The organism is Agrobacterium sp. CG160-95, from assembly GCF_053521725.1.
The window spans coordinates 213906-229238 of record NZ_JBNWDU010000001.1 but is presented as its reverse complement, the minus strand read 5'-3'; the positions used below and the strand labels follow the sequence as shown (position 1 = coordinate 229238).

Sequence of the window (15333 nt, the reverse complement as noted above, 5' to 3'; positions counted from 1 at the left end):
TGTGGAAGACGAAGAACGCCTCGTCATCTTGCTCGAAGCACGGATCAAAGACCTAGAGCGAAACATGGCCAAAGCCTCCGGCACGACGGAGCGCGAGTTTCGCAAGATGTCCCAGTCTTCGAAGCGCGCGACGTCGGAAATGGAGGAGCACGCCAAGCGGTCGTCCAGTCGGATCAATCAGGCGATGGCCACGGTCGGCACTTCGATCGGCGGTGTCGGCAAAGCCTTCGCGGGCGGTTTGATCGGCACCGTCATCGGTGCCGGCATAGCCGGTGTCCTGAGTTCCGTGAAGCAGGTTACGGAGTCTGTTGCCGAACTGGGCGATCAGGCGCGAATGGCCGGCCTGTCTTCCAAAGCATTTCAGGAATGGAAATATGTTGCCGAACAGGCGCGTATCCCCGTGGATGCGATCACCGACGGCCTGAAGGAACTTCAGCTTCGCGCAGATGAATTTGCCGTCACAGGTAAGGGCAGCGCCGCCGAAGCTTTTCAGCGGCTTGGCCTTACCCCTGAAGAAGTCAAAACCAAGCTCAAAGATCCGACAGAGCTGATGCTTCTCTTGATCGAGCGCACACGCCAGTTGAAAGACACGGCGGCAGGTATCCGCATCTTTGACGAGCTTTTCGGCGGCACTGGCGGCGAGCGCATGGTTTCTCTGATCGCCCAAGGCGAAGCGGGCATTCGCGCGCAAATCAAGGCTGCGAACGATTTCGGTCACGTCTTGTCCGATGACGTTATCACCAAGGCCCAGGAACTCGACCGACAGTTCAATGCCATTTCCATGACCGTCGGGAACACGCTAAAATCTGCCGTTGTCTCCGTCGTTGATAGCATGATGGATTTTCTTGAAACTCTGCGCGCCGTTGAAAAGCAGAGATCGAGCACAATCACGAAGCAGATCAACGACATTATGCGGCAGAAGCAAGAGACCGCAAAAGCTCTTCAGGATATCGATTCTGCCGACAACCGGATGAGCGATCGGCAGAAGGTCAGAGCGAAATCTGTCCACGAGCAGAAAATGAGGGAACTTGATGCGGAGGAGAACCGCCGCATCCAAGAGCTAGAGAGCCGGCCAGAGGTGATGAACTTCAAGCCAGTTGGTGGGAGCACATGGACACCTCCGGCTTACAAGCCTCCTCCTGCCTCACCGAGCAAATCCTCTCGCTCTGCCGCCACCACACAGGCAGAACGCGAACGCAAAGCCGTTCAGGAATTGATCGCAGAGCTTGAGGAAGAGCTTCGCATCGTCAACCTTTCGGACGCTGCAAAACGAGCGTCTGCGGCCTCCAGGGAGGCAGGAGCAGCAGCGACAGATGATGAGCGCAAGAAAGTCATAGCGCTCAACGAAGCAATCTTTCAGGAACAGGAAGCCCGCCGGAAAGCCGACGAGCAAACGCTCCTGTATCGCGACCTCACCCGCGCCGGCCTTGATGATCTATTTAGCGCGATCGAGCAGGGAAAGAGCTTCTGGGAAGCGCTTGGCGACGTTGCCGTAAACAGCCTCAAGCGCATCGCGGACACGATGCTTGACGATGTGCTCGACAGCATCTTTCAGGTGAATAAGGCCGCGTCCGGCGGCGGTGGCGGCGGTTTCCTTTCCAGTCTATTCGGTGGCCTGTTTGGCGGTGGTGGCAAAAGCTTCTTTCCGTCCGCTCCCGGTCTCGGTCTCTATGCCAAGGGCGATGCATTCGCTGGTGGCATCAACGGCTTTTCGAACCAGATCGTCAACCAGCCAACGACATTCGCCTTCGCCAAGGGCGCTGGATTGATGGGCGAGGCTGGCCCTGAAGCCATCATGCCGCTAGCCCGTGACTCCAGCGGCCGCCTCGGTGTGTCGGTCAACGACAGTGGCGCCGGCAGTCAGTCCACGCCCGGAGGCACCAGCGAGGTCATGATCAGCCTGTCGCCGGAACTCATCGGCCAGATCCTTCAGCAGGCGCAAAGTCAGAGCATAAAGTTGGTGCAGCGAAACAACGCTCAAAAGAACGAGCTTTACATGAACGGTAGCCCGAGATGAGCAACCTGCGTGAACTGCTGTGCGGCGAGCTAAAACGGCAATTGGAAGCGCAGGCACCGACCGTGCCGCGCATTCCTGCCGGCGGCGATCTGCTCTTCCGCTGGTTCATTGATCTGCACCAGTCACGGACCTACCACGCGTCCGGTCCCAATCCGATCAGCCTTTCCGAGATTCTCGCCTACGCGCAGCTGATGCGGTGGCCGATCGAACCTCGCCATGTCGCAATTCTGCGTGCGATGGATAGGACATTTCTGGAGTGCCAGTCCCCGCCGAAGAGCGAAGCGCCTGAGGGCGTGAAGACCCTACCGCCAGTCTCCTCCTCGCCAGTGACGGCGGGGCTTCTTGACGCCATGTTCGGGTGATGCAAATGGTCTATTTGTCGCAATATGTCGATGCCAGAAACTCCCGTCTTCGAGACAAGCACAAGCCTCGACAGATAGTCAAAGGCGAGCGCCGAAAGCACGTCATTCTGCAGGTCATGGAGATTCTCGATGACTTTCGCTTCAGCGCGTGGGAGAACGAGGGCTCGACACGTGCCGGCCTGCGATCAGCTCTGTGCATTGCAGGCCATGATTGGACTGCATCTGACGTTGAGTCTGCTGCGTTGATCACGGCGGCTTTTCAGAAACTGGCGAAGGGCGCGCGGCCGTCATGGGCGGAAGGACAGCCGGAATATACGGCTCCGATCGAAGCGTGCAACTTTTGCAAAGGGCCCCTTGCGCAGTTCCAGATCGACAGGCGAGAGCGGTTTTGCGGAGTCGCATGCGCTACTGCGGCGCTGAAGTATCGCAGCTATGGGACGCAGCCCTTTAAAGACAGTCTGGGCCGAGCAGCTTATCGCATACTCTACCAGGCGAAGACGAAGCCACGGGAGTGCATACAGTGCCAAGCGTCCTACCAACCTATCAGGGAGGGTTCCGATCAGATGTTTTGCTCTCGCCGGTGTCGGAACATATCCATGACCACGCTTCCCGTTAAGCCATGTCTCCACTGCGGAACAGAATTCAAGCCGCATAAACCCACCAACCAACACTGTTCAATGAGATGCGGAGCCGCCCACCGCTTCCAGACCGCTCGGATTGAAAAGCAGTGCGTCTGTTGCGGAATGTCATTCGTGGCCAAAATCAGCAAGGCGATGTATTGCTCCGTGGACTGCAAGAAACGAGCCTTCAAGATGAAGAAAAAGATGGCAGCCGTCATAGCATTCCCGCAGCCTCTGACCGCTGCCGTCTTCGATAACTGGTTCGAGGTGGCAGCGTGATGTTGACTAATTTGGACGGATTACGCCTAGGCGGTATTTCCGTACAAACAGCACAAAGTCCCTGCCTTTTTGCGTGATGGAAAACTCGCCGGTTGAAGTGTCAATCAGCTCGTTAACCCTAAGAAAGTTAACCCAATTAACGAATCCCCATTCAATAAATTCTTTATTCAAACGAGCTGTAAGATCATTGAAGAGCGCTTGGGATTCATCTGGCGTTTTATTCCCTTTTTCTAGAGCGCTGAGAAAATCTATCTGAGTTTGAAATATAGCTCCGAAGATAAACTCGAAGTTCGCAAACACTCGAGCCTCAGCGAGTGCGTTGATCAGCCGGCCCTCGCGGTGCTCTGCAATGAACCCTTCCAGCTCGACTCGGATGTTTTTGACTGCAGAAGACACCGTAACAAACTCGCTTGAGACGTTAAGGGTGGCGCTCTCGCCGGGCGCCGTCGTTTGTTGCACGCCCTGAAAGACTGCCCCTGTAGGACCGACTTGCACCATAAAAGGTATGCGCGCACGGATCTGGTCGCGGAACAGCCAGACAAGCGAAAACAGAGAAAGTGGCCAAGCAACGCCCTTTGCCAAATCGAAAGTAACCTTTGTCCACTCTAGCCACTCAATCGACTGCATCCACGCAGCAAAACTTGCGTTTGGGCTGCAGGCCGGGAAAATTTGGAGAATTGTGAGGATCGCCAGAACGACAAAAATCATAAGCAACAGAACGTTCGACATTCTCCCCCCCAGAGCGATCGTGTAACGGGCTAGTTTATCGTGCTTCAGCTAGCTAACTTGCCCTGTACTTTAGCCATTCTGAGAAATGTTGGATTGGCCGTCACCAGATCCAAGCCGCAGTTTATGTAATCAGCGTCGTCAGTTACAATTACGTGGCCATGCCTCAAGCAATGCTCGCGTATCACGATGTCAGAAAAATCGAGCAGACCGTCTTTGGCTTCTGAAACATGCGATAAGACTGGGCAACTCGCCGTGATTGCATTCTCGAATTGACAGTCTCTCAGAATATCTTCGCAGATGTCCCGAACGTCTGTCATGTACTGGAGTAAATGACCTGATTTACGGCGGCTTTTATAGTTTTTCCCAGCGTCTGGGTCTCCCCGGTATTGAATGTCATATTGGATTTTACATGACCTATTGAAGTATTCCGATATGACGTAGTCGTTGGTTACAAGTTGGTTGTCGCTCGACAGAACTTCGCCGAAATAGTCGCTATAGGCAGCGTGGTGGTCACGCGGGTCATTGCCGTCGATAGCGATCCAAATATTGGTATCAAAAAGAATCTTTCGCCCGCTAAATGAGCACCCCTTCCGAGCATCGAAGACACGTGTCATCGGCGGTTACTCGTATTTTGCTCGAACACCGACTGGACATGGGCCTTATCGTCGAAAAATTCTTTCGCTCTGTCCACCACCATCTTGAGGCGGGCGAGATGCCACTCCTCATAATCTGTCGGCGGGCCTAAGTGTTTTCGGATAGTTCTCTCCGGGAACTCGCCATACAGTTGTCCAACGGCCGCGTTCAGAAACGCGGTTGTCATTCGCGAAACACCAGAGAAGCTCAGGGTAACTTTGCCTCCGGATAAGACAGCTTCTCGAACTTCGCTGTATACCCTCTGACCGTCGCTGGCGGACACGCAAATGCCTCCGCCAACGATCTTAGAAATAGGTATAACGATATCTCTCATGTTCTCACCAGATATTCAGAGGATCGGTTTTTTCCTTAAGCCCGTACTGCTTCTTATCAGACGTATTGATCTCAAGTATGACCGATGTGCCGGGAAAGGGGCGGCGCAAAGGCTTTGTAACGATCCTGTCGCCGGACTGGATCCAAAATCCCTCCGTTGACGCGACCGTAAGCTTGCCGTCATTTGCCTCCACGAACTCTCGGAGCAACCTTAGACCGAGTCCTCCAGGTATGTCACCGTGACGAGAAGTATTTTTCGGTTGCATAGCCCAATCAATTGCTAAGGATGCCGACTCGAACTTAAAGCCTGCGCGCTGTAGCGACCCCTCTATGCCGACCCCTCCGTCGGAAATCGTAAAAGCTAGCTTCTCAATCCTGGGAAAGAATTGACCGCAAACGACGATCTTAGTTTCCGACCTTGAATGCAGTGAGCAATTCGCGAACAGTTCATCGATGCCTTCGTAGAACTTTCCTTGGAGGGCAGTCGACATTTTGGGCATCTCGCGCCTTGCCATATGAAGTCGTGTGTAATTTGCGAAATCTACTTCCTCGTCGAGTGCAAAGTACGTGACCGGCATCGTAGTATGATTGGTGTCGGGATGGCTAATCTTGAGTGTGTGATTCTTGCGTAGAATGGTCCGAATGCTATCATCAAGGTTGGTTAGGCTGTGTTTGTTTCCACGGCGCCGACTGTGCTGAAGAATGGTTTGCAACGGAGAGCCTAAGTGAGCGTCCATCCAATTCAGGCGCCCGCAGTTGATCTCTATTTGAGTACCAGAGTATTCAGAGAGATTGTGATGCAGGTCACCGAGGGCTCGAAACCCGGCTAGATTCGAACGAAGCTCGTAAGCCGAAATCAAAATCTCTTCAGCCAAGTTTACCCCTCTCGCCCCAGAATCATCGCATTGCCCTAACAATGCAGTTCAAGAAGGGAATGGAAAAGGCCCGACCGGAATTTCTTGTGGATCACGCTAGATCGATCACGCCATCTACGTGTTACCCTTTACGTTACCCGGAAAGAAATCTGGGGGATTTCTTTCGTCCCAAAGACTCCGGTAAGTCTTTGAAAATTAATGGTCGGAGCGGCGGGATTCGAACCCACGACCCCTTGACCCCCAGTCAAGTGCGCTACCGGGCTGCGCTACGCTCCGAACCTGAAAGCCGTTTATATATAAGCCTGTTAGGGCGCAAGCGGAAAATAGCCTTTTCTTGAAAAAAGGAACAAAGGCTGTGGACGGTGGGTAGGGGACTTTCTTCCCGAAGATGTTGCCCGTCAAACGCGTGACACATCATCCTTCCATCATGGCGGGAACCTGCCGTGTTCTTTGGCGTTCCAATCTAAGCGAAACTAAAATTCAGGGAGATGAAACATGTCCGAACTCGTCGTTGTCGGTTTTGACGGAACGGAAGAGGCCGACCGGGTCCTTCTGAAACTTGCTGGAATGAAAAAGGAATATCTGGTCGATCTGGAAGATGCCGTTGTTGTCGTTCGCGATGAAAACGGCAAGGTGCACCTGAAGCAGAGCGTCAATCTGACGGCGATCGGTGCAAGCTCCGGTTTTCTCTCCGGTGGTCTCTGGGGCGGCCTCGTTGGCCTGCTGTTCCTCAATCCGCTCGCAGGATTTGCGATCGGCGGCGCGATCGGTGCGGGAACGGGTGCGCTTGCGGGGTCACTGACGGATTACGGAATCGACGACGATTTCATCAAATCTCTGGGTGAAACCATCCCGAATGGCTCTTCGGCGTTGTTCGTGCTGATCCGCAAGGTGCAGCCGGAAAAGGTGATGGCGGAACTGGAGGGTCTTCGTGGGCGGGTCATCAAAACCTCGCTTTCGCCAGAGCAGGAAGCGCAACTGCAAAAGGCGCTTTCCGGCGGAACGGAACAAGCGGCAGCACCTGCCGTCTGAACGAGGCAGGGAGAAGATGCTGCGGCATGATTTATGTCGCAGCATATCTATGAAAGTGCGGCGGCGCTCTTTGCGACCCTCACCGGAAACGTTGGCTTAAACCGTCAGCGTTCCGGTTTTCGCCTGCGGCCAAGTCAGATAATAATACCGACTGCCGACATTGCCAAAAAATGCATTGTCGCCGGAAATACTGTCGACATAAGCGCCACCTGTGGTCTTGGCATAAGCGGAACCGTCGCGCTTGAGGTGGTCCTTCAGAAAATCGCTCCAGCCGGTCGTGGTGATCTCGGTTGCCGGTTTTGAGGTGGTTGTCTTGTCGGCCTCCACGTCCCAGGCTTTTATCTTTGTGCCTTCGGTAGGATCGGAGACTGTCAGCGTTCCAGCGGCCAGCGCTTCCAGCATTGCCTTGGCTTGCGTAGCTTTGCTGGGGTCCTTGGAGAGTTCTTCCAGCGTCGCCTTCAGGCTTGTCATGAAACTGGCCTGTGTAATGTCGCCGGATGGCGCCTGTGTGCTGGTGTCGTCGGTCTCCGCGTCATTGCCGGAGACTTGCGCATATTGCGCCAGAAGCTGTGTCAGCCGCGTATTGGTGGAGGAGGGCGAGGTGTCTATCCCGTAGGAGTCGAGGATCGCAGTCCGTGGCGAGGAGGTCGAAGCGGAATTGTCCTCCTGCTCCTTGATGGCCTTGAGTGCGAGTTTGGTGGCATTGATGCGTGTGGACAGGTCGACGGAGGAGACCATTGCGCTCACTGTTTCCATGATCAGGCCGATACACGTCATGCATACCGAACCGGCTCGGCGAAGATTCTCGATCCCGCCTTTCGTCTCCTCTCATAAGAAGACCGGGTGTATCCCCAGCCGTCTCAAGCTTGGGGTGCACCCGGTCTAATAGCCGAACTTTGCGCGACGCTTGCGGACATATAGTGCGTTTCTAATGAACGGAAGCGTTGGACGCACTCAATGCCTTGGTTTCAGTCATGAAACCGCTACGCATTTTACTGGAAATGCTCAGTTTTCCTGCACGGAAACACCGTTCGGGCCGATATTCATCTCGATCCCCTTCGGTTTGCTTTCCTCGTGCCAGACATAGGCTCCAAGGCCGACAAGAACCACCAGGAGTGCGCCGATGATAAAATAGAGATTGTTGGTCTGCGTCATAGGATGTCTCCCCGTTTGACAATCATGATCGCGGGCTAAACGCATGAAATAATGTAAGGTTCCGTAAGGGTAAGGACTTTATGTGGCACTTCTGCTTCGGCGCAGGTTTTCGCGCTTTTCCAGAGCCATGCATCCCCACAATATGCCGAGCAGCAGGAAGAAATGCCGCCAGTGGTCGGTGTCAATGACGTTGCCGATCATCACATGCCCGACAAAGGTTACCCAGGAAATGATGAGAAACGGCTGCCAGGGCCGCTGGCGCAGCAGCAGTTTGAAGCAGGCGGCAATGGTCCAGCAGATCAGCGTGAGATAGATGACGAAGCCGAACCAGCCATGCGTGGTCAGGCTCTTCAGCCAGATATTATGTTCCGCGGCGGGAAAGATGTCGTCGAACACCATGGGGCCGATGCCGAGCGGATGTTCCATCGCCATCAGGAAACCGAGATAGTGGCGGGCAAAACGCCCGAGATGGCCGCCATCATAGGATTGCACCGCCGAGGCGCGGCTGGAGAACAGGTCTGCGACCTGCTTGAATTGCAGGGCGATGATTACGGCTGCCACCATCAATGCCACAGCGACGAGAAACAGAACGAGGATTTTCAGCCGGAATGCCGCCGTGCGCTCTTTCAGCAGCATGACGAAAACCAGAAGCACGGCCGAAAACAGGAAAAGGCCCCATGCGGCGCGTGAAAACGACAGGAACACGGCAAGGGACAGAATGAGCAGGCCAAGGATCCGCCATGGCGCATGCATCGCCTTGCCGGAGAGCAGGCCGTAAATCAGGTACAGCGACGGCGTCACCAGGAAGGGACCGAAGACGTTCGGGTCCTGAAAGGCGCCCTTGGCGCGATCGTAAAGGGTAAAGACCTCGAAACCGGGAATGGCGTGAAAATATCCGATGATGCCGAGCAGGGAGGTAATCAACGCTGCGGCGAGCCAGGCCCGCAAAATCAGCAGCAGCCGCTGGTGCTTGTCCTCGATGATGGCAGCATAAAAAACCGAGGTCAGCGCCAGAAAGGTCGATACGGCGAGATAAAGCGGCCCCTCGTCAAGATTGGCCATGGTGGTGAGCGAAAGATAACCGCCGACATTGAAGGCAAGCAGCAGGCACAGAAGCAGGACGACGGTGCGCGAAAGGCGCAAGCCCAGCAGGAACCAGATGGCCACTTGCCCTACCATCATCAGCTCATAGGGCGCCGGTTCGGAAATCACGAAGCCGGAAAGAAAGACGCCGAAGGCAATGAAGAACGCGCCGACCAACCGCATGGCGGCAAGCGGTGCGTCAAAATCCGGTGCGTGCTGGTAACCGGTGTGGGTCAATAGGCATTTTCCGATTTGAGCAGCCGGATCGGTGTCAGGAACAGGATCTTGAGATCGAGAAGCAGCGACCAGTTCTCGATATAATAGAGATCGTATTCGGTGCGGAACTTGATCTTGTCGCCGTGGTCGATCTCACCACGCCAGCCATTGATCTGCGCCCAGCCGGTAACACCGGGCTTGACCTTGTGCCGGGCGAAATAATGCTCCACCACCTCGGTATATTTCAGGTCGCCCGTCTGGGCGTGCACGGCGTGCGGACGCGGCCCGACCAGTGAAAGATCGCCGTAAAGAACGTTGAAAAGCTGTGGCAGCTCGTCCATCGAGGATTTTCGCAGGAACCGCCCGACCGGCGTGACACGCGGATCGTTTTTCGTGACGGCCTTTTTTGCCGTGGGATCGCTGAGTTCCGTATACATGGAACGGAACTTCCAGACATTGATCGTTTCATTGTTGAAGCCATGACGCTTCTGCTTGAAGAACACCGGGCCTTTGGATGTCGTTTTGACGGCAATAGCCGCGCCCAGCATCACCGGCCACAACAGAACGATGCCGATAATGCTGAAGACGATGTCGAACACCCTTTTCCCGACCGAATCCCAGTCGCGTATCGGCTTGTCGAACACGTCGAGCATCGGCACCGCGCCGACATGGGAATAGGCGCGGGGGCGGAAACGCAATTTGTTGGCATGGGCCGCGATACGGATATCGACGGGTAGCACCCACAGCTTGCGCAGGAGCTGGAGGATACGCGCCTCGGCACTGAGCGGCAGGGCGATGATCAGCATGTCGAGCTTCGTCAGGCGGGCGAATTCCACCAGTTCCGCGAAGGTGCCGAGCTTGGGGTAGCCGGCAACCACATCGGGCGAACGCTCGCTTTTCCGGTCGTCGAAAATGCCGCAGATGCGGATATCATTGTCCGTTTGCTGTTCGAGCGAGCGGATGAGGTCCTTGGCGGCATCGCCGCCACCGACTATCACGGCGCGACGCTCCATCACGCCGTTGCGGCCCCAGTGGCGAATGGCGAAGCCGAGGATCAGCCGTCCGGTGAAAATGGCGATTGCGCCGGTGGCGTACCAGATGGCAAAAGTCTGCCAGGAATGCAGCGCTTCTGGCAAAAACAGGAGAAGGATGCCGGCGACGGTGACGAAGGACAGGCAGACGGCGCCCTGAATGCGGGCAAACATTTTCAGCGGCGCGCGCAGCGTCGGCAACTGGTAACAGTCGCCGGCCTGCAAAAGAAACACGCAAACCGCCGCGCCCAGCACCCCAATGCCGAAAACCGCAAGAAAGGTTTCAAGCCCCTGCCGCGCAGCGATGCCGTTGACGATGGCCGCGATGATCGCAAGCATCGAAAATTCGAGAAGACGCAATTGGCCTATGACCATGTTTGGCGAATGGTTGCCGGCGCGAAGCTGGTTGGCGATCTGCCGTGCAAGCGGATTGAGAACAACGCTTTCCGATGCGGAAGGCTCACCCGCATCGCGCTCGGAGATTTGCTGGCGCAACGTTGCCAGATCGAATTCAAGTCTTCCCTTGTCAGCCTTGGTCATTGCTTTGGTCCGCACCCTCCAGCCCATCGGCCCGAAAACCGGAATCGATTTTCGAAGGGAACGATGCGCAACTTCAAAGTGGTAGAGCACAGTTTTCGCATCCGTGCGGATACGTGCGCTCTACGAGCAGGAAACTAGCCGAAACATGCTAAGAAACGTTTATGATGAGTTTCTACAGGACGGCAGAATATACAATTAAAAATCGTGTTTTTGAAATGTTTCTAGAGCGAAAGCAGGTGACGATAGAGCTTCATCATGTCGTCGGCCATAACAGGCGTTGAAAATTTCGCCTTGAAGCTGTCGGGGCGGGGCATCACCCGTTTCCCCCAGTCCGGGCTCTCGGCATCCTTGACCATTATCTTTGCCAGCGCATCGGCGTCTCCAGCCGGAACGAGCGCCTCGCTGTCTTCTCCCAGAACCTCAGCTATGCCTCCAACATGCGAGGCGATGACGGTTTTCCCCGCAGCAAGCGCTTCCAGCACGATGTAAGGCATCGCCTCGGCGCGTGAGGGAACGACAACAGTCGTCGCCAGCGCAAATGCCTGTCTGGCGGGCATGGCGGCGTGCATGGAAATGCGCTGCGAAAGTCCGGCCTTGGCGATCATATCAGCATATTTGTCCCTGTCCGGCCCATCGCCCACAATGACGCCGGACATGGGCTGGCCGATGCTGCGTTCCATCTTGGCGAATGCCTTGATGAAGATGTCGGGCCCCTTCAGGTCACGCAACATGCCGATATAGAGAAAGCGCGCTGCCCCTTCGCGGGCGGGCACGGTTTCAAACTCGCTTTCCTGCACGCCGTTATAGATCATCGCCGTGCGGGTGCGTGGTTTGCCGACCTTGGTTTCGTAGGTTTCCTGTTCGAAATTGCAAACGAAACACAGGGCGTCGGTGAAATGCTCCTGAAACCGCTCGATACGCAGGAACAGCTGCCCTTTAAGGCTTTTGCGATCGTAATGCAGGCTGCCGCCGTGCGGCGAATAGAGGCGGGCTACGCGATACTTGTTCACCCGCAACAATGAGCCGATCAGCCGGGCCAGAGCGCCACCCTTGGCGCTGTGCCCATGCAAAATATCCGGCCGCAAACTTTTGATATGGTTGTAGGACTTAACGAGTGCCCACAGGTCGCCGGGGCTTATCGACCGCTTGATCGGCAGGCGGGTCAACCCTAGCTCCAGCATCGGGGCGATCTGCGCGAAAAGCCGTTCCTCATGCGCGCCGCCGGTCGAACTATCACAGACGATGCCGACCTTGTGGCCCTGCTTGACGTGTTCTTCGATCAGGTCGCGGACATGGCGGAACACGCCACCGACGGGAGAGCGGAAACAGTGAATGATGCGCAGGGGAGGACCGTCATCCGCCATGTCAGCCGCTCCGTTTTTCAGAAGAAGCGTTCACGCACATAGACCGTATCGCCCGCAAGAATTGGTGCGGTGATCCCGATCCGGCCGGTCATCACCTCGGTATTGATCTTGCGGGTGATATCGACATCGGCCTGATTGGCGCGTGGCGTGAAGCCGCCGGCGATGGCGATGGCGTTCTGCGCCGTCATGCCCGGCACGTAGGAATATTGGCCGGGACGGCCGACTTCGCCCATGATGAAGACGGGGCGATAACGATCGATCTCGATCGTCACATCGGGATCGCGCAGATAACCCTGACGCAACTTGGCGGCAATGGCGGCTTCGAGCTGCGGCAGCGTCTTGCCTCGGGCGGGAACCTGGCCGACAAGCGGGAAGGCGATATAACCAGCCTGATCGACCGTATAGGTATTTGTCAGCCCGGTCTGTTCAAACACGTTGATGCGCAGCCTGTCACCGCTATCGACATGATAGGGCTGCAGGGCGCCCTCGTGAAACGCCTTGGGCGCAGGTTGATATGCCGCGCAACCGGAAAGGGCCGTTAGAACGGCAAGCGTCAGTGCGGTGACATGTCGTGATCCGGCGAGCGGCATCTCATCTGGCTCCGAGTCGAACTATGAGCATTCTTATCGTTCTGTTAGGGTTAATGGGCGGTAAACAGCCAGTCGTAAGGATGGTAATATCGGCTTTATTTCGTGGGCTTCGTCACAATTAACTGTTGTGTTACCGGAAAGACTTAAACTTCGCGAAAATTGGCCTCTATATTTGAGCGCCCGAGGTGTATCTCGGTTACGGAGCCCGTATGAACGGCGATCGCATTGATGACAGGGATGTGGATATCGATCTCGCGCGGCTCGTCGCTGCCATATGGCAGCGCAAGGGCAGGATAGCGGCGATCACGCTGCTTGCCGGGGGCGCCGCCTTCGTTGTCGCAAGCATGATGTCGCCCGCTTACAAGGGCGAGGCGCGCGTCCTCATCGAATCGCGCGCGGCCTCCTTCGGTGCGTCGCAGCAGTCGAATGCGCCCGCCGAACCCGTGCTCGATGAATTGACCATCTCCAGCCAGGTGCAGATCCTGCAATCGGTTGACCTCATCAAGCAGGTCGCGAAAGATATGAAGCTTTATGAGCGGCAGGAGCTTGACCCGGCGGCGCGTCCTTCTCTCGTCTCGAAGCTGCTGGTTGCTGTCGGCGTCAAGAAAGATCCGCAGCAGGTGCCGCCAGAGGAACGGATACTGAAGGCGTTCCAGGAGAGGTTGCAGGTCTACCAGGTCGAAAGCTCGCGCGTCATCACGGTCGAGTTCTCGTCCGAGGACCCCATGCTTGCGGCAGCAGTCCCCAACGCGATGATGAAGGCCTACATCGCGCTGCAGAGCGGCGCGAAACTGGACACAAGCACGGAGGCGGCACGCTGGCTGGAGCCGGAAATCGCCAGTCTGCGTGAGAAGGTTCGCGATGCGGACAGGAAGGTCGCGGATTACCGCGCCTCGTCCGATATTCTGTCGGCAGGGCAGGGCGAAACGCTCGCCACCCGGCAACTCAGCGATATCTCGACCGAACTTGGCCGTATCCGCGGCGAGCGGGCGAATGCGGAGGCGCGGGCAGAAGGCGTGCGCAACGCGCTTTCGAGCGGCCGCCCACTCGATACTTTCCCCGACGTCGTCGCCTCGCCGATGATCCAGAGACTGAAGGAAAGCGAGGCTGCCATGCGCAGCCAGATTTCCGATCTGTCTTCCTCGCTGCTGGAAGGCCATCCGCGTATCAAGGCGCTGCGCAGCCAAATTGACGGCATACAGCGGCAGATTCAGGAAGAGACCCGCAAGGTGCTCGCAAGTCTCGAAAACGAGGCCAATGTGTCCCGCCTGCGGGAGCGGCAACTGGTTCAGCAGTTGAACGTGCTGAAAACGGAAAGTGTACGCGCCGGTGAGCAGCAGGTTGGCCTCAACGACCTGGAGCGCGAGGCCTCGGCTCAGCGCCAGCTTCTTGAAACCTATCTCGCCCGTTACCGCGAGGCAACGTCGCGCGCCGGTTCAGCCGAATCCACGCCCGCCGATGCCCGCGTGATTTCAACTGCAGTGGAGCCGCGCGAACCCTATTTCCCGAAGACCGGCGCCATCACCATTGTCGTCACGCTGGCGGCCTTCCTTCTCTCCTGCATCGTCGTCATGCTCGTGGAACTGTTCACCGGGCGGGCGTTGAAGCCGGTTGGCAAGACCCATGTCCCGCCGCTGTCCGATCCGCCACCGCCCGCCAAAGCGCGTGCTGACACGGATGAGACACCGGATACGCCGGAGCAACCGCTTCCCGCACGTGAAGAGGATGCGCCGCCTGCGGTTCGTTCCATGCCTGCCGCTGCCCGCCAGTCCATTGTCGAACAGGAAGCGCAGATACCGGTCGCAGCCGTTGCTGCCAAATCGGCCCTGCCGGTTGCAGACGCCGCGGCTGCGAAAGTGGACGCTGCGGAAGAAGAGATCGACAACGCCGACAATTTCTCGATCGACTCCGTCGCGTCTTTCCTCGCCACCCGTCTTGCGAAATCCGTCGCAGCGGTCGTGTCTCCAGCTGGCGACAGTGGTTCGACCACCACCGTCATGCTGGCGCGCGCCCTGTCCGAAATGGGCCGTTCGGTCGTTCTCGTCGATATGACGGCATCGGCCTGTCCGACGCGCCTGATGGCGCCTGAGACCGGACTGCCGGGCGTCATGGACCTTTTGGCAGGTGCCGCCGCCTTTGGCGAAACCATTCACGGCGACCGGCTTTCCGATGCCCATATCGTGCCGCGCGGCAATGCGCAGCCGCGAGAGGCCATGCGCGCGATCGACCGGCTGACGATGATCCTTAGCGCGCTTTCCGACGCCTATGACACGGTTCTGGTGGAATGCGGCGCGGCGCAGATATCGAGCCTTGAGAAAATGCTGCGCAATCTGCCGGCGGAAATCGTCGTGTCCGTTCCCGGTAATGATAGCGAATTGCTGGAAAAGACCCTCGGAGAACTGGTTGCCCACGGCTACGAGCAGGCATTGCCGATGACCGGCATGCGCAAACCGGACCGTCTGAGCGCCGCCTGA

Annotated in this window: 15 protein-coding genes and 1 tRNA gene; 5 read left to right on the top strand and 11 right to left on the bottom strand. The window is 56.8% G+C overall.

Annotated elements, in window-relative coordinates; all coding sequences use genetic code 11:
* Position 1 precedes the first annotated feature (1 nt).
* The 3 genes from ACQZ63_RS01130 (at position 2) to ACQZ63_RS01120 (ending at position 3278) form a co-directional block, all read left to right on the top strand.
* The gene (locus tag ACQZ63_RS01130) at positions 2-2017 is read left to right on the top strand and encodes a hypothetical protein (protein ID WP_448799057.1); all 2016 of its coding nucleotides are present in this window, start codon (positions 2-4) and stop codon (positions 2015-2017) included.
* Positions 2014-2379 carry a phage tail assembly chaperone gene (locus ACQZ63_RS01125; protein ID WP_448799056.1) on the top strand — a complete coding sequence of 122 codons (366 nt, stop codon included), beginning with the start codon at positions 2014-2016 and terminating at the stop codon, positions 2377-2379. The genes ACQZ63_RS01130 and ACQZ63_RS01125 overlap by 4 nt, the downstream gene beginning before the upstream one ends.
* A 752-nt stretch (positions 2380-3131) precedes the next feature.
* Positions 3132-3278: a hypothetical protein gene (locus tag ACQZ63_RS01120; protein ID WP_448799055.1), complete on the top strand. Its 147-nt coding sequence runs from the start codon at positions 3132-3134 to the stop codon at positions 3276-3278.
* 6 nt (positions 3279-3284) lie between these two features.
* On the opposite strand, the gene ACQZ63_RS01115 is transcribed toward ACQZ63_RS01120, so the two are convergent.
* The 5 genes from ACQZ63_RS01115 to ACQZ63_RS01095 all read right to left on the bottom strand — a co-directional run bounded on the left by ACQZ63_RS01115 (position 3285) and on the right by ACQZ63_RS01095 (position 6124).
* Positions 3285-4007, bottom strand: a complete 723-nt coding sequence (locus tag ACQZ63_RS01115; RefSeq protein ID WP_448799054.1) for a hypothetical protein — start codon at positions 4005-4007, stop codon at positions 3285-3287.
* A gap of 44 nt (positions 4008-4051) precedes the next feature.
* Complete coding sequence (locus tag ACQZ63_RS01110; protein ID WP_065658013.1) at positions 4052-4621, bottom strand: PIN domain-containing protein; 570 nt, start codon at positions 4619-4621, stop codon at positions 4052-4054.
* A complete protein-coding gene (locus ACQZ63_RS01105) occupies positions 4618-4974 on the bottom strand; it encodes an STAS-like domain-containing protein (RefSeq protein ID WP_065658012.1) in 357 nt (118 codons plus the stop codon). The genes ACQZ63_RS01110 and ACQZ63_RS01105 overlap by 4 nt, the downstream gene beginning before the upstream one ends.
* A gap of 4 nt (positions 4975-4978) precedes the next feature.
* Complete coding sequence (locus tag ACQZ63_RS01100) at positions 4979-5848, bottom strand: histidine kinase (protein ID WP_141682251.1); 870 nt, start codon at positions 5846-5848, stop codon at positions 4979-4981.
* A 199-nt stretch (positions 5849-6047) separates the two neighbouring features.
* Positions 6048-6124 (bottom strand) — tRNA-Pro (locus tag ACQZ63_RS01095).
* A gap of 219 nt (positions 6125-6343) precedes the next feature.
* Here ACQZ63_RS01095 and ACQZ63_RS01090 point away from each other — a divergent pair.
* On the top strand, positions 6344-6880 hold the full coding sequence (locus ACQZ63_RS01090; RefSeq protein ID WP_003512604.1) for a DUF1269 domain-containing protein: 537 nt from the start codon (positions 6344-6346) through the stop codon (positions 6878-6880).
* Between the two features lie 96 nt (positions 6881-6976).
* Here ACQZ63_RS01090 and ACQZ63_RS01085 read toward each other — a convergent pair whose 3' ends face one another.
* The 6 genes from ACQZ63_RS01085 to uppC form a co-directional block, all read right to left on the bottom strand.
* Positions 6977-7657, bottom strand: coding sequence for a hypothetical protein (locus ACQZ63_RS01085; protein WP_113157622.1), 681 nt, complete (start codon positions 7655-7657; stop codon positions 6977-6979).
* Between the two features lie 228 nt (positions 7658-7885).
* Entirely contained in the window at positions 7886-8035 is a 150-nt protein-coding gene (locus tag ACQZ63_RS01080; RefSeq protein ID WP_003512607.1) for a hypothetical protein, read from the bottom strand.
* Positions 8036-8113: 78 nt separating this feature from the next.
* On the bottom strand, positions 8114-9355 hold the full coding sequence (gene uppF / locus ACQZ63_RS01075) for a polysaccharide biosynthesis O-antigen ligase family protein UppF (protein WP_113555862.1): 1242 nt from the start codon (positions 9353-9355) through the stop codon (positions 8114-8116).
* Positions 9352-10905 (bottom strand): polysaccharide biosynthesis glycosyltransferase UppE, encoded by a 1554-nt coding sequence (gene uppE, locus ACQZ63_RS01070; RefSeq protein WP_003512611.1) that lies wholly within the window; start codon positions 10903-10905, stop codon positions 9352-9354. The genes uppF and uppE overlap by 4 nt, the downstream gene beginning before the upstream one ends.
* 221 nt (positions 10906-11126) lie before the next feature.
* Positions 11127-12269 (bottom strand): polysaccharide biosynthesis type 4 glycosyltransferase UppD, encoded by a 1143-nt coding sequence (gene uppD / locus ACQZ63_RS01065; RefSeq protein ID WP_019565456.1) that lies wholly within the window; start codon positions 12267-12269, stop codon positions 11127-11129.
* Positions 12270-12286: 17 nt separating this feature from the next.
* A complete protein-coding gene (gene uppC, locus ACQZ63_RS01060; protein WP_448799053.1) occupies positions 12287-12859 on the bottom strand; it encodes a polysaccharide export protein UppC in 573 nt (190 codons plus the stop codon).
* 209 nt (positions 12860-13068) lie between these two features.
* On the opposite strand from uppC, the gene uppB reads away from it, so the two are divergent.
* Positions 13069-15333, top strand: coding sequence for a polysaccharide biosynthesis protein UppB (gene uppB / locus ACQZ63_RS01055; RefSeq protein WP_111783136.1), 2265 nt, complete (start codon positions 13069-13071; stop codon positions 15331-15333).